18 protein-coding genes are annotated in these 19228 nt (G+C 71.5%); 7 read left to right on the forward strand and 11 right to left on the reverse strand.

Annotation, left to right across the window (positions count from 1 at the left end; translation table 11 throughout):
- Positions 1 to 18 precede the first annotated feature (18 nt).
- A complete protein-coding gene (locus V1634_RS17235) occupies positions 19 to 1224 on the reverse strand; it encodes a hypothetical protein (protein WP_331208851.1) in 1206 nt (401 codons plus the stop codon).
- A 146-nt stretch (positions 1225 to 1370) separates the two neighbouring features.
- Positions 1371 to 2480, reverse strand: coding sequence for a helix-turn-helix transcriptional regulator (locus V1634_RS17240; protein ID WP_331208852.1), 1110 nt, complete (start codon positions 2478 to 2480; stop codon positions 1371 to 1373).
- A 122-nt stretch (positions 2481 to 2602) separates the two neighbouring features.
- Between V1634_RS17240 and V1634_RS17245 the strand changes: the two genes are divergently transcribed.
- Positions 2603 to 3199, forward strand: a complete 597-nt coding sequence (locus tag V1634_RS17245; protein WP_331208853.1) for a dihydrofolate reductase family protein — start codon at positions 2603 to 2605, stop codon at positions 3197 to 3199.
- A gap of 3 nt (positions 3200 to 3202) precedes the next feature.
- Positions 3203 to 3778, forward strand: coding sequence for a dihydrofolate reductase family protein (locus tag V1634_RS17250; RefSeq protein ID WP_331208854.1), 576 nt, complete (start codon positions 3203 to 3205; stop codon positions 3776 to 3778).
- A 57-nt stretch (positions 3779 to 3835) separates the two neighbouring features.
- Here V1634_RS17250 and V1634_RS17255 read toward each other — a convergent pair whose 3' ends face one another.
- The 4 genes from V1634_RS17255 to V1634_RS17270 all read right to left on the reverse strand — a co-directional run bounded on the left by V1634_RS17255 (position 3836) and on the right by V1634_RS17270 (position 8456).
- A complete protein-coding gene (locus V1634_RS17255; protein WP_331208855.1) occupies positions 3836 to 4651 on the reverse strand; it encodes an SAM-dependent methyltransferase in 816 nt (271 codons plus the stop codon).
- A gap of 167 nt (positions 4652 to 4818) precedes the next feature.
- Positions 4819 to 5826 (reverse strand): ROK family protein, encoded by a 1008-nt coding sequence (locus V1634_RS17260; protein ID WP_331209119.1) that lies wholly within the window; start codon positions 5824 to 5826, stop codon positions 4819 to 4821.
- A complete protein-coding gene (locus V1634_RS17265) occupies positions 5826 to 7295 on the reverse strand; it encodes a M81 family metallopeptidase (protein ID WP_331208856.1) in 1470 nt (489 codons plus the stop codon). Before V1634_RS17265 ends, V1634_RS17260 begins: the two co-directional genes overlap by 1 nt.
- 12 nt (positions 7296 to 7307) lie before the next feature.
- Positions 7308 to 8456 (reverse strand): ROK family transcriptional regulator, encoded by a 1149-nt coding sequence (locus V1634_RS17270; protein WP_331208857.1) that lies wholly within the window; start codon positions 8454 to 8456, stop codon positions 7308 to 7310.
- A gap of 280 nt (positions 8457 to 8736) precedes the next feature.
- On the opposite strand from V1634_RS17270, the gene V1634_RS17275 reads away from it, so the two are divergent.
- From V1634_RS17275 to V1634_RS17290, 4 genes are all read left to right on the forward strand, one after another.
- Positions 8737 to 10542, forward strand: a complete 1806-nt coding sequence (locus V1634_RS17275) for a peptide ABC transporter substrate-binding protein (protein WP_331208858.1) — start codon at positions 8737 to 8739, stop codon at positions 10540 to 10542.
- A gap of 80 nt (positions 10543 to 10622) precedes the next feature.
- Positions 10623 to 11582: an ABC transporter permease gene (locus V1634_RS17280; protein WP_331208859.1), complete on the forward strand. Its 960-nt coding sequence runs from the start codon at positions 10623 to 10625 to the stop codon at positions 11580 to 11582.
- Positions 11583 to 11614: 32 nt separating this feature from the next.
- Positions 11615 to 12502, forward strand: coding sequence for an ABC transporter permease (locus tag V1634_RS17285; RefSeq protein WP_407951808.1), 888 nt, complete (start codon positions 11615 to 11617; stop codon positions 12500 to 12502).
- Between the two features lie 13 nt (positions 12503 to 12515).
- Positions 12516 to 14765, forward strand: a complete 2250-nt coding sequence (locus tag V1634_RS17290; protein ID WP_407951805.1) for a dipeptide ABC transporter ATP-binding protein — start codon at positions 12516 to 12518, stop codon at positions 14763 to 14765.
- Positions 14766 to 14847: 82 nt separating this feature from the next.
- Here V1634_RS17290 and V1634_RS17295 read toward each other — a convergent pair whose 3' ends face one another.
- Positions 14848 to 15357 carry a hypothetical protein gene (locus V1634_RS17295; RefSeq protein ID WP_331208861.1) on the reverse strand — a complete coding sequence of 170 codons (510 nt, stop codon included), beginning with the start codon at positions 15355 to 15357 and terminating at the stop codon, positions 14848 to 14850.
- Between the two features lie 273 nt (positions 15358 to 15630).
- Between V1634_RS17295 and V1634_RS17300 the strand changes: the two genes are divergently transcribed.
- Complete coding sequence (locus tag V1634_RS17300) at positions 15631 to 16017, forward strand: VOC family protein (protein WP_331208862.1); 387 nt, start codon at positions 15631 to 15633, stop codon at positions 16015 to 16017.
- An 81-nt stretch (positions 16018 to 16098) separates the two neighbouring features.
- Here V1634_RS17300 and V1634_RS17305 read toward each other — a convergent pair whose 3' ends face one another.
- The 4 genes from V1634_RS17305 to V1634_RS17320 form a co-directional block, all read right to left on the reverse strand.
- Positions 16099 to 16779 carry a TMEM175 family protein gene (locus tag V1634_RS17305; RefSeq protein ID WP_331208863.1) on the reverse strand — a complete coding sequence of 227 codons (681 nt, stop codon included), beginning with the start codon at positions 16777 to 16779 and terminating at the stop codon, positions 16099 to 16101.
- 157 nt (positions 16780 to 16936) lie between these two features.
- Positions 16937 to 17920, reverse strand: coding sequence for a hypothetical protein (locus V1634_RS17310; RefSeq protein ID WP_331208864.1), 984 nt, complete (start codon positions 17918 to 17920; stop codon positions 16937 to 16939).
- Complete coding sequence (locus V1634_RS17315) at positions 17917 to 18822, reverse strand: ABC transporter ATP-binding protein (protein WP_331208865.1); 906 nt, start codon at positions 18820 to 18822, stop codon at positions 17917 to 17919. The genes V1634_RS17310 and V1634_RS17315 overlap by 4 nt, the downstream gene beginning before the upstream one ends.
- Positions 18819 to 19208, reverse strand: a complete 390-nt coding sequence (locus V1634_RS17320) for a GntR family transcriptional regulator (RefSeq protein WP_331208866.1) — start codon at positions 19206 to 19208, stop codon at positions 18819 to 18821. The genes V1634_RS17315 and V1634_RS17320 overlap by 4 nt, the downstream gene beginning before the upstream one ends.
- Between the last annotated feature and the right edge of the window lie 20 nt (positions 19209 to 19228).

Below are 19228 nucleotides of genomic sequence, written 5' to 3' on the forward strand. Positions count from 1 at the left end.
ATCCAGTTCGTCCGGCCGTCAGCGCAGGGTGGAGCCGGTGACGGTGGGGTTGCGGGCACCGAGGAAGAAGATGCCGGGCAGACCACGTGTCTCGAACCCGTCGCTGGGATTGCGGCGCAGCGTCGAACTTTCGATCCGCATCGTCCCGGTCCGGTCGTTGCTGACGAAGAAGACCGCTCCGCCGCCCTCGTTGGCCCGGTTGTCCGTCACGACGCTGCCGGCGATCGTCACGGCGAACCGGTTGCCGTCGGTGTAGATGGCGCCGCCGCTGCCGCCGCCGGGCGTACCGCCCCGGGCCGGGTTGGCGCCCCGGCCGACGGCCCGGTTGTGGGTCAGCACGCTGTTGAGCACCACCCAGGAAACCCCGATGCTGCTCAGCGCGCCCCCGTTGGCGCAACTGCCGCCCTGTCCGGCGGCGCCGCCGAAGGTGCTGTTGACGACGTACACCGGCAGGCCCCTGTGCTGGCTCAGTACCCGGATCGCCGCGCCGCCCAGGTCCGGGCCGGTCTGGTCGCAGCGGTTGCGGACGAACCGCGAGTTGACCACCTTGAACCGCCCGCCCCGGACGAAGATGGCACCGCCACCGCCGCCCTCGGTCCGCTCACCGGTCGAGTTGCCGTCGGCGAAGGTGAGGTTCTGCACGGTGAGCTGCGGGTGATCCTGGTCCTGGCAGTGCGAGGTGGTCCAGCCCTGTGCCTGGTCGCAGGTGTTCATGTAGAGGATCCGGCGCTTGCCGCCGCCGCTGAGCGTGACCTTGCGGCCGCCGTCCAGCACGATCCGGGGCCCGGTCGAGTTCCGGATCTTCGCGGTCGCCTTCATCGTGATGGTCACCGGGGCCGGACCGCAGGAGAAGGTGATGACGCCGCCCTTGGCGACCGCCGCCACCACCGCCTCGGAGGTGCAGCTCGCCGGGGTACCGGTGCCGATCACCCGGGTCGGCTTCGCGGTGTTCACCGCGCGGGCCTCGGCCGGGACGCTGGCCCGGCCCTTCGGGTTGCCCGGTCGGGGCAGCGCCGGCACCGGCCGGCCCGAGGCGGACGGCCGCGCGGTCGGCGACCCGGTGGGCGAGGCGGACGGTGGCGGTGGCGCCGAACCCGTGCCGGCGGCCGTCGGAGCCCACTGCGGGGCGGCCGACTGCTCGGCCGGCGACGAGCCGCAGCCGGCCAGCCCGACGGCGGCCACCAGCGCCGTCGTGATCAGCGCGGAGGTGAGCCTGGTACGCACCGGCAGATCGTAGGTCCCGGCACCCGGTAGGCCGAGGTCGGGCCGGTCGGCTTGAGGAACTCTTCAGACCGGCGCAGCCGTCGGCGTCAACCACCCACGATCCTGGCGTCAGGTAGGACGAACCCGGCCGAGTCCCTCGGGTTGGATCAGGTCCTGTCGGGCGTCTCTCCCGAGGTGAGTGCGTCGGCGAAGTGGTCGTGGAACAGCCGGGCGACGAGGTCGCCGCGGGATGCGCTGCCTGATTTCGTGAAGATCGATTTGAGGTGGTCCTGCACGGTGTAGGCGGAGAGGTGCAGCCGATCGGCGATCTGCTTCGTCGACAAGCCCTGGGCCACCAGTTCGGTGACTCGGCGCTCCTGTGTGGAGAACCCGTAGGCATCGGCCATCAGCGGCGCCATCTCGGCCTGCCGGGCCTCCTCGATCAGCACCGCGACCGGCGCGTCCGGGGCGGAACCCAGCACCGAGCCGCGCACGATCAGCCATTCGCCCGACGCGGTGCGCACGCGGGCCCGGGCCGGCCGGGCCTCGGTCGGTCCGGGTGCCAGCCGGGACAGGGCACGGGCCTGGCGGGCGACGGCGGGAACGACCAGCGGCAGGCGGGAGCGAGGGCGTTCGCCGGTGCCCAACGCGTCGAGCCAGCGCTGCGCGGAGGGGTTCGCCATGCTCACCTCGTCGGCAGCGTCCAGGACGAGCATGCCGATATCCCCGTCCCCGCGCCGTGCCTCCCCGAGCAGCATCGCCCGCCGCAGCCCGTCGGCGACGAGCCCGGCGACCGACGACACGAGGTGCACGTCGTCGTCGACGAAGAAAGGGCGCCGAGCCGCGCGGAACAGCGTCAGCTGGCCCCACGTACCCGTGCCGCTGGCGAGGACCACCCGGAGTTCGTCGGCGAAGCCCCCTGGCCGCCGGATCTCCCGCTGGCGCAGACTGCGGTCCAGGTCGCCCGCGGTGACGTCGCTCAGACTGGCCGCCGGGCACTTCGGAGCCAGGTGTACCCATTTGTTGTAGTCCGGCTCACGCAGTTCGATGTCGATCATCCGCAGCAGCGTCGGCGCCGGCAGGCCGTTCTCCACGAACTCGGCCGTCGGGAGCATCGTTGCCGGGTCGACGGTCATCAGGCAACTACCCTCGGCCGCGACCGCCCGGCTCAACGTCGCACCGACGAGCCGCGCGTACTCGGCGACCGACAACCCGCGGTGGGCGAGGCGCACGATGTCGCCACGGAGGCGCTCGCGCGTCAGCCCGGGGTGAATCATCAGCCGACGATACCGCTGTCGGTGCGAGGTCCCCAGGATTCTGGGATAGCCCGCCGCGCCCACATCGTGCAGGTTGGATGAATGCCGTCAGGACTGCACAGACCATCAGCGGGTAGGGCCTCATGACCAAGATCGTGTTGTACATGTCGATGTCGGTCGACGGCTTCATCGCCGGACCGGACGACTCGATGGAACACGGGCTCGGCGTCAACGGTGCGCGGCTACACGATTGGCTGCGCGACGGCGACGGCTCTCCCGGCTCACATCGGCCGACGACCGGCCCCAGCGTGGACGCCTTCGACGAGGCGATGGGCACCGGCGCGGTGATCGTCGGGCGGCGCACCTTCGAGTTCGCGCAGGGCTGGGGCGGCGACCACCACAACGGCGTGCCCATCTTCGTCCTGACCCGCAAGGCACCGGCCGAACCCGCACCCGGGCACGCCCGCTACGTCGTCGACGGCATCGAATCCTGCGTCGCGCAGGCACGATCGGCCGCCGGCGGCCGCGACGTCCTCGTGCACGGTGCCGCGACCGGACAGGCGTTGCTGCGCGCGGGCCTTCTCGACGAGTTGCAGCTGCATCTCGTGCCGGTGCTGCTCGGACAGGGCCGGCGGCTGTTCGACGACTCCCCGGCCGAAACCATCGAGCTGGACCCGGTACGGGCCGTGGAAGCGCCGGGCGTACTGCACCTTCGTTATCGCGTGAAGAAGGAGCGCTGACACATGGGGAACATCCGACTGGACATGAGCGTCTCCCTCGACGGTTTCGTCGCAGGCCCTCGGGACAGCAGGACCGATCCGATGGGTATCGGTGGATTTCGGCTCTTCAACTGGCTTGACCACCGTGACGAGCCGGGCCCGCACCGCGAGGTGTACGCCGAGCACGTAGCCACCCGCGCGTTCATCTCCGGCCGCCGCACCTACGAGCTCGCCGACCACTGGCAGGGCGACCACCACGACGGTGTCCCGATCTTCATCCTCACCCACGACGTCCCCGACGAGCCGCCGCCGGGCACCGTCCGCTTCGTCACCGACGCGCGCGAGTGCGCCGAACTGGCCCGCGCGGCCGCCGGTGACGCCGACATCTCGGTGCACGGGGCAGGCGCGGCCCGGTCACTGCTGCGCGCCGGCGAACTCGACGAGTTGCAACTGCATGTCGTGCCCGTCCTGCTGGGTACGGGACGGCGGCTGTTCGACCACCTGTCCGCCGATCACGTCGAACTCGAGCTGGTACGCCGGTTCAGCACCCCGGAGGTCACGCACCTGCGTTACCGGGTCACCGGCGGGATCCGACGGTGACCCAGAGGACCTTCGACGGAACGACTTCCGACGTTGGCGTGGTCGCGTGGCCGAGGCTCACCGGATCCGGGCGACCGCGCCGTACATGCAGATGTCGACCGGGTCCGGTGGCTGGCTGCCGGGTGCCGGCCGCCAGTTGGCGATCGGCACGACCCCCGGGGCGACCAGGTCCAGCCCGGTGAAGAACCGGGTGAACTCGTCCCGGCTGCGGGGCCGACTGAGCCCGCCGGTGGCGGCGTTCGCCTCCTCCAGCCTCGTGACGGCCTCCGCCGGCAGCCCGTCGTAGGTGCCGTGTGACATCACCAGGTAGCTGCCGGAGGGGAGTGCGGCGACGAGCCGGGCGACGACGCCGTACGGGTCCTCGAAGTCGCGTACGAAATGCAGGATCGCGACCAGCGTCAACCCGACCGGCTGCCGCAGGTCGAGGGTGGCGTGCAGTTCCGGGGCGTCCAGGATGGACTCGGGCTCCCGCAGGTCCCGTTCGATGTAGGCGCTCCTGCCCTCCGGCGAGGAGGTCAGCAGGGCTCGGGCGTGCGCCATCACCAGCGGGTCGTTGTCCACGTAGACGACCCGGGACTCGGGTGCGATCCGCTGGGCGACCTCGTGGGTGTTGTCGGCCGTCGGCAGCCCGGTGCCGATGTCGAGGAACTGCCGGATGCCGGCCTCGCCGGCCAGGAACCCGACCGCACGGCGCAGGAACCCGCGGTTCTCCTGGGCGGCCCGCTTCACCGTCGGGAAGACGGCGGCCACCTGGTCGCCGGAGAGCCGGTCGGCGGCGAAGTTGTCCTTGCCGCCCAGCCAGTAGTTGTAGCGGCGGGCGGGATGCGCCACGTTCGTGTCCAGCTTGCCGACCGGACTGGTCGTGTCGCTCACGGCACCTCCGAGGAGTCGGGCACCGGTCGGATCGGTGGGACGGCCGAGGCCGTCGATCCGGCGCGGATGGAGGTGCCGCCGTACGGCACCGCACCGATTATGGACCAAGCGATCGCTTCCATGTCCCGCAGCGGCTGGTTGACGGTGCTGAGTGGTCGGGGCGGCGCTCAGCCCGGGCTGCCCGCCGGGACGGGTAGTCCCCAGCCCTCCGGCACCGCCAGCCCGGCCGCCCGGCGAGCCAGGATGGCCGCACCGACCTGGGCCGCCTGGGCGCCGAAGGCGGAGGGCACCACCTCGGGCGCGGCCCGCCAGGCCAGCGCCGCACGCAGCGCGTCGCGTACCGGGTCGAAGAGCTGGGCACCGGCCTCGGCCAGGCCACCGCCGAGCACGATCCGGGCCGGGTCCAGGGTCAGGGTCAGGGTGGCGAGGGCGATCCCGAGCGCCTGGGTCGCGGTGTCCCACACCGAGCCGGCCAGCGGATCGGTCGACGCGGCAGCGGCGATGCCCCGGCTGTCCAGCCCCGGGGTGCCGCCCAGCCGGGCGTAGCGTCGGGCCAGTCCACCGGCCGACGCGTACACCTCCAGGCAGCCGCGCTGGCCGCAACTGCACGGCTCGCCACCCGGGTGTACCGGCATGTGTCCGACCTCCCCGGCCGACCACGCGGTACCCGGTACCGGCTCGCCGTGCAGTACCACGGTGGCGGCGATGCCGGTGCCGAGCGGCAGCAGCACGAAGTTGGCGAGTCCCCGGCCGGCTCCGGCCACCGCCTCGGCGACACCGGCCGCCCGGGCGTCGTGTCCGATCGCCACCGGCAACCCGAGGTCGTCCTGCACCAGCGCGCGCAGCGGTACGTCCCGGAACCGGATGTTGGAGGCGTACCGCACCAGGCCGGCGGCCTCGTCGACGATGCCCGGGGTGACCACGCCGATCCCGGCCGGCTCGACGCCGTCGTCGAGGGCGGTGTCGTGCAGCCGCCGGCACAGCTCCCGGAGCGCGCCGACCGGGTCGCCGTCGGCCCGGGACGGCACCACGACCGAGTGCCGGACCTGGCCGTCCTCGCCGAAGACCGCACCCTTCATGGTCGTCCCGCCGACGTCGACCGCGAGGACGCAGCGACCGGTGGACGGTCGCGCGGGAGGCGAGGTGCCGGACCGCGCGCTGGCGACGGGCGGAATCACCGGGTCGCCACGGTCAGGTCCGCGACGAAGTCGCGGTCCAGCGGGAACACCGGCCGCAGCAGGTGCCGGTACGGCAGCCGCTCGATGTCCTGGTCGACCCCGCCCGGGGTCAACGCCAGCAGCCAGTCCCCGGCCGCCTCGAACAGCTCCGGTTCGAGATAGCCGATCTTCACCACCACCAGGTCGACGTCGTGCACCCGCACGCCCAGCCGGGCGTACGAGGCGAGTTGGCGGTACTGCATCCGCCGCGAGGTGACGAAGACGCTCAGCCCACCCACCCGTACGCTCACGCACCGCCCGCCGTCGGGGTCCTCGGCGACCGCCTCCAGTACGCCGTCGAGGCGTACCGGACCGGGGTCCCGGGTGTCGATCCGGCCGCCGACCGGGACGCTGACCGGGGTGCCGGTCGGCTGGTCGGCGACCCGCGCCACGGCGTCCGGGTCGACCAGCGAGGCGTACACCGCGCGGACCTCGCCGTGGCGGATCTGCGGTCGGGCCAGCATCCGGGCCAGCGCGTAGGTGACGTCGTCGGCGCCGCCGGCCCCCGGGTTGTCACCGGAGTCGCTGATGAAGAAGGGGCGCCGGGCCGACTCGGCGACGGCGGCCAGTGCCGTGTCGAGGCACTCGTCCAGGCTGCCGGTCGGTGCGACGAAGGCGAACTCGTCGCGGGCCGCCCAGAAGTGCTCGCCGAGTTCCCGGGCCGCCCCGCTCGCGGCGGCGGCGTCGGTGCCGGTGACCACCACCGCACCCCGGCAGCGGGGCTGGTCGGCCCAAGCGAAGCCGATCCAGATCGCGGCGTCCACGATCCCGTCCCGGGCCTCGATCTCGGGAATCCGGGCGTAGAGGCCGCGGGCCGGTTCGACCCGGGTACTCGTCATCTCGCCGGGCAGCAGGATCGGCACGTGCACCAGGGCCCTGTGCGGGCGCTGCCCCCGGCGCAGCGCCTCGACCAGGTTGCGGGCCGCCCGCTCGCGGGTTTCCCAGACGTCGACGTGCGGCGCGGTGCGGTAGCAGGTGAGCAGGTCGCAGCCGGCGAAGAGTACCGGCGAGACGTTGCCGTGCAGGTCCATCGCGGCCGAGACGTACGGCCGCGGCCCGATCACGGACCGGATGGCGGTGACCAGGTCACCCTCGGCGTCCTCGCGGCCGACCACGCTCATCGCGCCGTGGATGTCCAGCAGTACGCCGTCGACCGGGCCGAGCCGGGTGAGCCCGTCGACGATCTCGGCCGTCCAGGCGTCGTAGCTGGCGGCGTCGACCGCCCCGCCGGGCAGCGCCCGGGCGTGTACCAGCGGCAGCCATTCGACGTCGGCGGCCCACGGCTGGGTCGGGGAGAGCCAGGCGTAGCGGGCCAGCAGCGCGTCGCCCCGGGTGACCTCGAAGTCGTCGGCGGTGCTCAGGTGCGGCGAGAAGGTGCTGGACTCGATGTGGATGCCGCCGATGGCGATCCGCAGGGGACGGTGCACGGGTGGAGCTCCTCAGGCGGGTCGGGCGTCGGCCGCGGCGCGGACCAGATGCCCGAGGCCGACCAGGCCGGCATCCGGGCCGGCGACGCTGGCCTCGATGGAAAGGGACTGGGTCATCGACGGCAGACACCGTTCGTAGAGCATGCCCCGGGCCGCCGCGACGTAGACGTCGAGGCTGGAGAGGGCTCCGCCGATGACCACGGCGTCGGGGTTGAGGAAGTTGACCAGTCCGGAGAGGGCCACCCCGAGCAGCCCGCCGGCCCGGCGTACCAGCGTCACCGCGGCCGGCTCGGCGTCGACGACCGCGCCGATCACGTCCCGGGTGCCGGTGATCGGTCGGCCCTGCTCGGCGAGTTGGGCGGCGAGCGCGGCGCCGCTGGCGACGGTCTCCAGGCAGCCCCGGCTGCCGCAGGAGCACTGCCGCTCGCCGCTGTCCGCCACCCGTACGTGGGTGACGTCGCCGCTGAGTCCACGGCCGCCCCGGTAGACCTGACCGCCGCTGACCAGGCAGCCGCCGATGCCGGTACCGGCCTTGACGTAGATCATGTCGCCGGTGTCCCGGCCCCGGGTGACGTACTCGCCGATCGCCGCCGCCTTGGCGTCGTTGTCGACCACCACCGGTACGTCGAAGCGGGCCCCGAGTTCGGCCTGGGCGTCGACGCCGCTCCAGCCCGGCATCCGGGCGGGGCCGACCAGCCGGCCCCGGGGGAACTCGACCGGGCCGGGCATGGCGGCGCCGATGCCGAGCAGCGCCTGACCGGGTGCGGCCGCCGTGCGGAGCCGATCGAAGGCGGTGCCGACCACCTCGAAGACCTCGCCGGGGCCGGCGGCGATGTCGATGGCGACCTCCTCGGTCGCGAGCAGCCGGCCGTTCGGGGTGCTGAGGCCGACCCGGGCGTGCCGGGCGCCGAGTTCGGCGACCGCGAAGACGCCCGACGGCTCCCGCAGTCGGAGGATCCGGGGCCGCCGCCCGCCGGTGGACCGGCCGACGCCCTCCTCCAGGATGGCGCCCTCCTCCAGCAGCCGGCGCACCACCCCGGTGACGGTCGAGGGCGCCACCTGCAACGCCTCGACGAGGTCGGCCCGGGAGGTGGCCTCGCCGCTGGCCAGCAGGTTGAGCGTCTGGTCGCGCAGGGTGGCGGAGATCGACGGGTCCGACATACCTCTCCTTCTTCCAGCCGGATCGTCCGGGTTCCCTCGCGGCTACCGCCAGGCACGGGACGGGATCACCGCGAAGGGTAGCGGTCGGCGAACTGTCGACGATGCTTCGGCGGCTTTGATCCTATCCTGAAGAAAGTCTTCGAAGGAAGTGGGTTAGTTTCGTTGACGCGAAACTTAATCGCCTATACATTCTCCGCATTGATCGCTCGGGAAGCGCAGGCTGGACGCGCGCCGCTCACGCCCGGCGACGCGGGCACGTGCACATTGATCGAGGAGACTCATGAGGAGCAGATTCCACCGGGGCGCACTGCGCGGCACCATCGCCGTGGCCAGTGCGCTCGCCCTCGGGTTGGGCCTCGCCGCCTGCGGCGGCGACGACAGTTCGTCGGGGAAGGGCGGGAGCCAGGGCAAGGACACCGCGACCGTCGCCTTCCGGACCCCGAACTGGATCCTGCCCATCTCGGCCCCCGGCTTCACCCAGGGCGAGAACGCCATCTTCGGCAACGCCCAGTACCGGCCGCTCTACCAGTACAGGCTCGACGGGTCGGCGAAGTACAACATCGACACCGAGCGCTCGCTGGCCAACCCGCCCGAGCTGAGCGACGGCGGCAAGACCCTGACCATCACGCTGAAGGACAACACCTGGTCCGACGGCAAGCCGATCACCACCCGGGACATCGACTTCTGGTGGAACGTCGTCACGGCGAACAAGGACAAGTGGGCGTCCTACCGCAAGGGCGGCTTCCCGGACAACATCGCCGCCTGGACGATCAAGGACGCCAAGACCTTCTCGGTGACGACCACCCAGGTCTACAACACCGCCTGGTTCGTCGGAAACCAGCTCAACCGGATCGTCCCGATGCCGCAGCACGTCTGGGACAAGGACTCCGCCACCGCGAGCGTCAGCGACCTGGACAAGACCCCGGAGGGGGCCAGGAAGGTCTTCGACTTCCTGGTCGCGGCCTCGAAGGACCCCAAGACGTACGCGACGAACGACCTCTGGAAGGTCAACAGCGGTCCGTGGAAGCTGGAGAAGTACGTCCCGAACGGCGAGGTCGTGCTCGCCGCCCAGCCGACCTACTCCGGTACCGACAAGCCGAAGCTGTCGAAGGTCGTGCTGCGGCCGTTCACCAGCGACGACGCCGAGTTCAACGTGCTCCGGGCCGGTGAGATCGACTACGGCTACGTGCCGGCGGCCAACCTCTCCCAGAAGTCGTACCTGGAGTCCAAGGACTACAGGGTCGCGCCCTGGTACGGCTGGTCCGTCACCTACCTCCAGCTCAACTTCAACAACCCGAAGACGGGCGTGCTCTTCAAGCAGGACTACCTGCGCCAGGCGATGCAGATGCTGATCGACCAGCCGACCATCAACAAGGTCATCTGGTCCGGCATGGCCGAGCCGACCTGCGGCCCGGTGCCGCTCAAGCCTGGCACCGCCGGTTCCGCCGAGAACGGCTGCGTCTACTCCTTCGACCCGACCAAAGCGAAGGAACTCCTGGAGAGCCACGGTTGGAAGGTCGCCCCCGACGGGCAGACCACCTGCCAGACGCCGGGCACCGGGGCGAACCAGTGCGGCCAGGGCATCGCCGCCGGTACGCCGCTGGCCTTCACGGTCACCAGCCAGAGCGGCTTCGCCGCCACCACCAAGATGTTCGCCGAGATCAAGTCCCAGATGGCCAAGCTCGGCATCGAGCTGACCATCAAGGAGGTGCCGGACTCGGTCGCGGTCACCCCGGCCTGCAAGCCGACCGAGGCGACCTGCTCGTGGGACATGTCCTTCTTCGGCTCCCAGGGCAGCTGGTACTACCCGGCCTTCGCCAGCGGCGAGCGGCTCTTCGCCACCGACGCGCCGGTCAACCTGGGCAGCTACAGCAACCCGCAGGCCGACCAGCTCATCGAGGCGACCCAGTTCAGCGGCGACGACACCGCGCTGAAGGCGTACAACGACTTCCTCGCCAGGGACCTGCCGGTGCTCTGGATGCCGAACCCGGTGTTCCAGATCTCGGCGTACAAGTCCGGTCTGCAGGGCGTCGAGCCGCAGGACCCGATGAACAACATGTACTTCCAGGACTGGTCCTGGAAGTAGTCGGCAGTCACTGACCGTCCGGCTCCGGCGGTGCCCCCAGCGGGTGCCGCCGGAGCCCCCGACCGGGGAGGGATCCGCCGGTGGTCCGGTACCTCGTCACGCGCCTGGGCCAGGCACTCATCGTCGTCGTGCTCGTCACCGTGATCGCGTTCGTCCTGCTGCACCTGCTGCCCGGCGGTGCGGCCCGGGCGACGCTGGGCAAGGAGGCGACGCTGGAGCAGTTGGCCGCGTTCAACCACGAGATGGGCTACGACCGGCCCTGGATCCAGCAGTACGGCATGTACGTGCAACGCCTGCTGCACGGCGACCTCGGCTACTCGTTCCAGCTCAACCAGTCGGTCACCGAGGCGATCACCCAGCGGTTGCCGAAGACCATGGTGCTGTCGCTGCTCTCCACCCTGCTGGCGATCGTGGTGGCGATCCCGCTCGGGGTGGTCCAGGCGGTACGCCGCAACCGCTGGCCGGACTACACCATCACCTCGCTGTCGCTGCTGGCGTACGCCACCCCGATCTTCTTCATGGGCCTGATGCTGATCATCCTCTTCTCCCAGGTCTGGCCGATCCTGCCGCCGGAGGCGCCGCAGGGCTTCACCGTCGGCGAGGTGCTGGCCGATCCCGCCGGGCTGGTGCTGCCGACCGTCACCCTGGCGATCGTCACCATCGCGGTCTACTCGCGCTACGTCCGCTCCTCGATGGTCGACAACCTCAACGAGAACTACGTCCGGACGGCCCGCAGCAAGGGCCTCTCCGAGCGGCGGGTGGTGGTCCGGCACACCCTGCGCAACGGGCTCTTCCCCGTCATCACCCTGCTCGGGATGTACCTGCCGGCACTGTTCAGCGGTGCCCTGGTGGTGGAGTCGCTGTTCAACTTCCCCGGCATGGGACAGCTCTTCTGGCAGGCGGCGCTCAAGCGTGACTTCCCGATCCTGCTCGGGGTCACCCTGATCATCTCGGTGGCGACGGTGCTCGGCGCGCTGATCGCCGACCTGCTCTACGCCGCGGTCGACCCGCGGGTACGACTCCGGGGGAGCACGTCGTGACCACCCTGACCGAACTGGCCGCCACCCCACCGGTGGGCGCACCGCAGCCGGCCGCCCCCGACGACGCCCCGGTACGCGGCCTCTGGCGGCAGGGCGTGGCGGTCTTCTGCGAGAACCGGCTGGCCCTGGTCGGCCTCGGCCTCTTCGTGCTGCTCGCCGGGGTCTGCTTCCTCGGACCGATCTTCTACCACACCGACCAGGTGCACACCGACCTCACCCAGGTGCACCTGGCACCGGGCGCCGGGCACCCGCTCGGCACCGACGGGGTCGGCTACGACCAGCTCGGCCGACTGATGCTCGGCGGGCAGACCTCGATCGTGGTCGGGCTGGCGGCGGGGATCCTCGCCACCTTCCTCGGCACGCTCTGGGGCGCCGTCGCCGGGTTCGTCGGCGGCTGGGTGGATGCCGCGATGATGCGGGTGGTCGACGCGATGATGTCGATCCCGTCGCTCTTCCTCTTCATGCTGCTGGCCGCGATCGTGACGCCGAGCGTACCGATGCTGATCCTCATCATCGGCGCCTTCGCCTGGCTCGGCCCGGCCCGGCTGGTCCGGGGCGAGGCGCTGACCCTCCGCTCCCGGGAGTACGTCCAGGCGATGCGGGCGATGGGCGGCACCGGCGGCCGGGCGGTACGCCGGCACATCGTGCCGAACGCCATCGGCACGGTGATCGTGAACGCGACCTTCCAGGTCGCCGACGCGATCCTCTACGTCGCCTACCTCTCCTTCCTCGGCCTCGGCGTCCCGCCACCGGCCGCGAACTGGGGCGGGATGCTCTCCGACGGGCTGGCGGACACCTACAGCGGTCACTGGTGGCTGCTGTATCCGCCCGGAATCGCCATCATCCTCATCGTGCTCGCCTTCAACTTCATGGGCGACGGGTTGAGGGACGCCTTCGAGGTCCGCCTCCGGCGACGCTAGGGGGAGTGGGGGAATGAGCGCACCGATCGACTCGACCGTCGCCACGGCAGGGGCGTCCGGGGAATCCGGCCCGCTGCTGGAACTGCGGCACCTGCGTACCGACATCGCGCTGCGGCGCGGCGTCGTGCACGCCCTGGACGACGTCAGCCTGGAGGTCCGGCCGGGGGAGACCCTCGGCATCGTGGGCGAGTCGGGCAGCGGCAAGACGATGACCGCGCTGTCGGTGATGGGCCTGCTGCCGTCCGGCGGCGAGGTCGTCGGCGGGGAGATCCTCTTCGAGGGCCGCGACCTGCGGTCGCTGCCACCGCAGCAGGTACGCCGGATCCGTGGCGTCCGGATGGGGATGGTCTTCCAGGACCCGCTGACCTCGCTGAACCCGACGATGCGGATCGGCGTCCAGGTCGCCGAGCCGCTGCGGGTGCACCAGGGGGTCGGTAAGGCCCAGGCCCGGGAGCAGGCGATCGACATCCTGCGGCGGGTCGGGATGCCCCGCCCGGACAAGGTGGTCGACAACTATCCGCACGAACTCTCCGGCGGGATGCGGCAGCGGGTCGCCATCGCGATGGCGCTGGTCTGCTCGCCCCGGCTGCTCATCGCGGACGAGCCGACCACCGCGCTCGACGTGACCACCCAGCGGCAGATCCTCGAACTCATCGACGACCTGCGGGAAGACTTCGGGATGGCGGTCGTGCTGGTCACCCACGACCTGGGTGTGATCGCCGGTCGGGCCGACCGGGTCGCGGTGATGTACGCCGGCCGGGTGGTCGAGACCGCCACCACCGGCGAGCTGTTCCGGTCGCCCCGGCACCGCTACACCGAGGCGCTGATGGAGGCGCTGCCGGAGTCGGCGACCCGGGAGCCGGACGCCCGGCTCTACAGCATCCCCGGCCTGCCGCCGGACCTGTCCCGGCCGCTCACCGGCTGCCGGTTCGCCCCCCGGTGCCGGTACGCCACCGAGGAGTGCCGGACCACCGAGGTCGCCCTGACCGCCGGCCGGCACCAGTACGCCTGCCTGCACCCGGTGGCCCTGCCGACGGTCACCCCGAACGGTGTCCCGGCGGACCGGGCCGAGCCGCTCGCCGGGTCCGGGTCCGAGCCGGTCGAGCCGGCCGCTCCGGTCTCCGTCGAGCTGAGCGCCGCTGGCTCGGGCGAACCCGTCGCGGCCTTCGCCGAGCCGGTCACCCGGGCTCCGGTGGCGGCGCCGCGACCGGTCGAACCGGCCGGGGCAGCCGACTCCCGGTCGGCCGCACCGGAGCCGATCCTCTCGGTCCGCGAGCTGGTCAAGGACTACCCGGCGGGCGGTGCCGGGTTGCTGCGCCGGGCCGCCGGGCAGGTGAGCGCGGTTGCCGGGGTGTCGCTGGACGTGCACCCCGGCGAAACCTTCGGTCTGGTGGGCGAATCCGGGTGCGGCAAGTCGACCGTGGGTCGGCTGGTGGTCGGGCTGGAGCGGCCGACGGCGGGACAGATCGTGCTGGACGGTACCGACATCGCGACCCTCGACCGGCGGGAGCGGCGCCGGATGCACCGGCAGGTCCAGCTGATGTTCCAGGACAGCTACGCGGCGATGAACCCCCGGATGCGGGTCGACGCCATCCTGGCCGAGCCGCTGGAGATCCAGCAGGTGGGCGACGGGGCGGCCCGGCGGGCCCGGATCGCCACCCTGCTCGACCAGGTCGGGCTCTCCCGGCGGGTACTGGAGCGCTATCCGCACGAGTTCTCCGGCGGTCAGTTGCAGCGCATCGGGCTGGCCCGGTCGCTGGCCCTGCAACCCCGGTTGATCGTCGGGGACGAGCCGGTCAGCGCGCTCGACGTGTCGATCCAGGCGCAGGTGCTCAACCTGATGCGGGACCTGCAACGCGAACTCGGCCTGGCGTACGTCTTCATCAGCCACGACCTCTCCGTCGTCGACTACATGTCGGACCGGATCGGGGTGATGTACCTGGGCAAGCTCGTCGAGGTCGGTCCGGCCCACGACGTGGTCCGGTCGGCCCGGCACCCGTACACCCAGGCGCTGATCGACGCGGTCCCGTCGGCCAGTCCCGATGCTGCCGCCACGGACCGGGAGAGCATGACGATCCGGGGTGAGCTGCCGAGTGCGCTGAATCCGCCGACGGGGTGCCGGTTCCGTACCCGCTGCCCGATCGCGGCCGAGATCTGTCGGACGGAGCCGCCACTGGCCGGCGACGTGCATCAGGTGGCGTGCCACTTTCCGCTGCGCCCGGAGTCGAGCGCCGCGCCCGCCCGGGCCGGCGCGGCCGGATAGCCGGAGCCGGGAGCCCGCCCTCGCGGGGGTTCTCCGGCCGCCGGGTTCAGCCGTCCCGGTGCCGGAGTCCTCCGGGGTTCGGTCAGGTGCTGGGAAAGCCGTACCGGGCGGCGTGCTCGGGGTCGGCGGGGTCGATCTGCCGGATCCCCTCGTCGGCGAGCCGCTTGTTCACCTCGTCGAGGTGGTCGCGCACCAACCGCGCCTCTTCCTCGGTGACCCGGCCCCGGTGCGGCCTGCCGGCGTGCTCCAGGGTGGCGTAGTCGACGCGGTCCCGGTTCGCCTTGGCCGGACGTACCCGTTCGGCGGTCCGCAGCAGCTGGGCCATCGGCACGTCGGTGGCGAGCGAGTCGAACTCGCTGGCGGTGAGCACCACCCGGCGGGGAGCCTCGCCCGGCCGGCCGTCGTGGATCTCCACGACCGCGACGTCGAGCGCGGCGTCGTCGATGCCCTCGACCTCGGTCGGCTCGGCCTCCAACTGCACCGGCCCGGCGACCAGGTCGGGGTGGTCCAGCACCACGATCCGGACCACCTCGTCGGCGGACTGGACCACCTTGCCACTGAAGTCGGAGACGTGAACCGTCCGCTTACCCATACCTGCGCTATCTCCTGTCCGGGCGGGGCCGCCTGGCGCCAGCTCCTCGGCGGGCGACGGCCAGCCACTGAAATTACCCGACAGGTGTGCGAACTGCCCGGCTGGGGCGGGGGGCGTGTCGGGCGCAAATGCCTGGTCTGGGGGGATCTCCGTCGACTGTGCGGACTCCGGTGAATGTCCGCCCCGCTCGCTCTCCCCGCGGCCCGGTGGGGAATATCTGTACTCCGTATAGCGTACAATGTAAGGAGATACTCGACCGCCAGGGAGCCGCTTGTGAAAATCACCTCCTCCGCCGTCTCGCTGAACGTGGCGGACGTCGTCGCCTCCAGCCGTTTCCTCGTCACCCACTTCGGGTTCCGCGAGGCGATGGCCGCCGACGGCTTCGCGTCGCTGACCAGGGACGACGTCGGGATGAACGTCGTCTTCCTGCGTCAGGGCCTGCCGACGCTGCCGGCCGACCAGCGTGACGAGCACGCCCGTGGGCTGATCCTGGCCTTCGTCGTCGACGACCTGGAGGGCGAACTCGCCCGCCTCCAGGCCGAGGGCGTGACGATCACCATGCCGCTCACCGTCGAGGAGTGGGGCGAGCGGGCCTTCCAGGTCCGCGACCCCAACGGCGTGATCGTGCAGCTCGTCGACTGGAACGGTGCCGCAGAGTAGACCGCGCCCCGCCCTACGGTGGCCCGTCGACCCGGTCGGCGGGCCACCGTACCCTCGGCGACTCGCCCGTCGGGCCGGCGGTCAGTTCCCGGCTCCGCCCCGGGTGCGGCCCCGGGAGACGATCGGCGCGCTGTAGAGGCCGCCACTGGTGAAGCCGTAGAACGCCGGCAGGAGGATGAAGATCACCAGGCTGGCCAGCGGCGTGACCAGGGCGCCGAGCAGACCAGCCACGGTGTACAGCACCAGCCCGATCACCGCCCGAAACCGTTCGCTGGGAAAGAACCGCTCGTCGACCCCGTCCACCAGCAGGTCCCGGTGAGTGGCCAGATAGTGGTAGAACGCCAGCCAACTCGCGGAGAGCAGCGCCCCGACCAGCGCGTACAGCGCGGCGGCGACCCGCTGGTCGGCAAGGTCGTGTTCCTGTAGTGCCCGCGAGAGAACCGAGGTCGGAAACGGCAGCAGCGCGGTACTGAACAGGACGAGCAGGTTCATCCAGTACAGCCCTCGATCGGCCCGGCGGACCCGGCCGAAGGTGGCCTTGTGGTTCAGCCAGACGACGGCGATGTACAGGTACGACGCCACGTACGCCGCGTAGCTGGGCCACTGCTCCAGCAGTTCGGCGAGGAGCCGGCCAGGCTCGACCTCCGGCATCCGCAGGTCGAGCACGAGCAGGGTGATGACGATCGCGAGCACGCCGTCGCTGAAGCCCTCGGCGCGGCCGGTGTCCGTCTCTGCCCCGATGTCGCCGGTTGGCCCGCCCACGGCGACCGGCTACCCAGGAGCGGTACCGGTAATCGCCGCCGCCGCGCCCCGTCCGCTCCCGGCACCCGGCCGGCTTCGGACGAACCGGCGGAGACGACCTCGGGACGCCCTGCCGGCGACCGGTCCGGGCGGGACCGGCCGCCGCCTCCGGGTCGTTTCAGTTCAGGCCGCGCGGGATCCGCCAGAAGGCGAACCCGGCCAGCAGCGCGGCGAGCGCCAGGTACAGCCCGAGCTCCAGCCACTGGAAGGTCCAGTACCGGTCGGCGGGCTGGTACGACAGGACCATGTGGAAGCCCTTCGACTCCACGCACGCCTTGTGCGCGTCCGGCGAGGTGTGCGGGCAGTCCTCGAACTGCTCCCGGCTCGCCGGCTTTCCGGAGGCGTCGAACAGTTGCGGGTCGCCGGTCAACACCCAGGCGCCGGGTACGGCGAACCCCTCGGTCCGGACCTCGCCCGCCCCGTTGAGCTGTAGCCCCCTGGCGTTGGCGGCGGTCCAGGCGACGGTCTCGGTGACGGCGGGTTGCAGGTACGGGCGGACCGTGGTCGGGATCAGGATCTGCAACAGGACGAAGCCGGCGAGCAGGATGGCCATCGCGGGGAGGGTCCGGCGGACCAGCAACCCGACGGTGATCCCGGCGACGACCGCGAAGACGGCGTAGCCGAGCGGGGCGATGTTGCGGGTGGGGAAGAGCAACGGGTCGAACCGGCCTTCGAAGAGCTTGTCGTACGGGCTGGCGGCCCAGGTCAGCAAGAGGCTCAGCGCACCGGTGAGGATCACCCCGGCCAGGGTGACGAAACCCAGTTTGACGGCGAGCCAGCGGGTGCGGGTGACGCTCTGGTTCCAGACCAGACGGTGGGTGCCGGTCTCGAACTCGCGAGCGAGCAGCGGCGCGCCCCAGAACGCCCCGAGGATGCCGGGCACCAGCACGACCAGGAAGCCGGTCAGCAGCAGCGGCGTGAAGTAGGCGTTCTCGAGGGCGTGCTTGGCCGCCTCGACGTCGCACCCGGCGCAGCCGGCGTTCACCTCGTAGGCGTCGCGGATCCGTAGCCCGAGCACGACCAGGTAGGTGGCGAGGGCGACCAGTACCGCGACGGCGGCCAGGGCCTGGCCGCGGAACTGACGCCAGGTCAGCCAGATCATCGGGAGACCTCCAGGGGCTGTGCCGGGGGCAGGGTGCCGGCGGGTTCGGCGGCCCGGACGAGGTAGGCGAGGACCATCTCCTCCAGGTCGAGGTGTTCGGCGGCGGGCAGGCGGTCGGGCAGCGTACCGGTGGTGTCGCGGACGATCAGCGTGGTCTGCCGGGCCGTGTGCGTCGCCTGGATGACCTCGGTCCCCGGCGGCGGTGGATCGAGGTCGGCGCGCGTCGCGACCAGCCGGTAGTGGGCGGCGAGCAGTTCCTCCACGTCGCCGGCGAGCTGGACCCGGGAGGCGGCCAGCACGATCAGGTGGTCGCAGACCCGTTCCAGGTCACCGAGCAGGTGCGAGGAGAGCACGACACTGACCTCGAGTTCGGCGACGAACTCCATCAGGCTCTGCAGGAAGGTCCGCCGGGCGAGCGGGTCGAGGGCGGCCACCGGCTCGTCGAACATCAGCAGTTGGGGCCGCTTGGCGGCGGCGAGGGTCAGGGCGAGCTGGGCGCGCTGGCCCCCGGAGAGCCGACCGGCCTTCTGGGTGGGGTCGAGGCCGACCTGGCTGATCCGCTGCTGTGCCAGCCGGTCGTCCCAGCCGGGGTTCAGCCGGGCGCCCAACCGCAGGTGGTCGCCGACGGAGAGGCCCGAGTAGACCGGGGTGTCCTGGGCGACGAAGCCGACCCTGGCCAGTTGTGCGGTGTTGGCGGCGGGTCGCGATCCGAGCACCTCGATCGTCCCTGAGGTCGGCGCGATCATGCCAGAGGCGAGGTTGAGCAGGGTGGACTTGCCGGCGCCGTTGGGACCGACCAGGCCGACCACCCGCCCGGCGGGGATGCTCAGGGTCACGTCCGTGAGGGCTGGGCGTCGACCGTAGCGCTTGCCGAGTGCGTCGGTCCGCAGGACCGGGGTCATGGTTTCACCTCTGTGGCCTTTCGGAATGTGGTCATGAAGAGGGCTTCGATGCTTTCCGCGTCCAGGCCGGCGCGCTGGGCCCGGGACAGCCACTCGACGAGGTCCGCCCGGAGTGACTCGTGCGCGGCGAGGGAGTCGTCGGTCAGCGTCCGGGTCACGAACGTCCCCACCCCCGGGCGGGGTGAGACCAGACCCTGGTGCTCCAGCTCCCGGTAGGCCTTGAGGACCGTGTTCGGGTTGATCGCCAACCGCGCCACGACCTCCTTGACCGTCGGGAGCTGGTCGCCGGTGGAAAGCAGGCCGAGTCGCAGCGCCTGCTGGACCTGCTGGACCAGTTGGAGATACGGCGCGAGGCCCGAGCGGCCGTCCAGGTGGAATTCGATCACTGCTACCTCTATTTATCTAG

This window comes from Plantactinospora veratri, from assembly GCF_036421995.1.
In the GTDB taxonomy this organism is placed as follows: domain Bacteria; phylum Actinomycetota; class Actinomycetes; order Mycobacteriales; family Micromonosporaceae; genus Plantactinospora; species Plantactinospora veratri.

What these genes read in the sequence shown, in the direction of transcription:
- V1634_RS17240 (WP_331208852.1), bottom strand. Translation starts at nt 2,480, where the DNA reads ATGATTCACCCCGGGCTGACGCGCGAGCGCCTCCGTGGCGACATCGTG.
- V1634_RS17245 (WP_331208853.1), top strand. Translation starts at nt 2,603, where the DNA reads ATGACCAAGATCGTGTTGTACATGTCGATGTCGGTCGACGGCTTCATC.
- V1634_RS17250 (WP_331208854.1), top strand. Translation starts at nt 3,203, where the DNA reads ATGGGGAACATCCGACTGGACATGAGCGTCTCCCTCGACGGTTTCGTC.
- V1634_RS17270 (WP_331208857.1), bottom strand. Translation starts at nt 8,456, where the DNA reads ATGTCGGACCCGTCGATCTCCGCCACCCTGCGCGACCAGACGCTCAAC.
- V1634_RS17275 (WP_331208858.1), top strand. Translation starts at nt 8,737, where the DNA reads ATGAGGAGCAGATTCCACCGGGGCGCACTGCGCGGCACCATCGCCGTG.
- V1634_RS17290 (WP_407951805.1), top strand. Translation starts at nt 12,516, where the DNA reads ATGAGCGCACCGATCGACTCGACCGTCGCCACGGCAGGGGCGTCCGGG.
- V1634_RS17295 (WP_331208861.1), bottom strand. Translation starts at nt 15,357, where the DNA reads ATGGGTAAGCGGACGGTTCACGTCTCCGACTTCAGTGGCAAGGTGGTC.
- V1634_RS17310 (WP_331208864.1), bottom strand. Translation starts at nt 17,920, where the DNA reads ATGATCTGGCTGACCTGGCGTCAGTTCCGCGGCCAGGCCCTGGCCGCC.
- V1634_RS17315 (WP_331208865.1), bottom strand. Translation starts at nt 18,822, where the DNA reads ATGACCCCGGTCCTGCGGACCGACGCACTCGGCAAGCGCTACGGTCGA.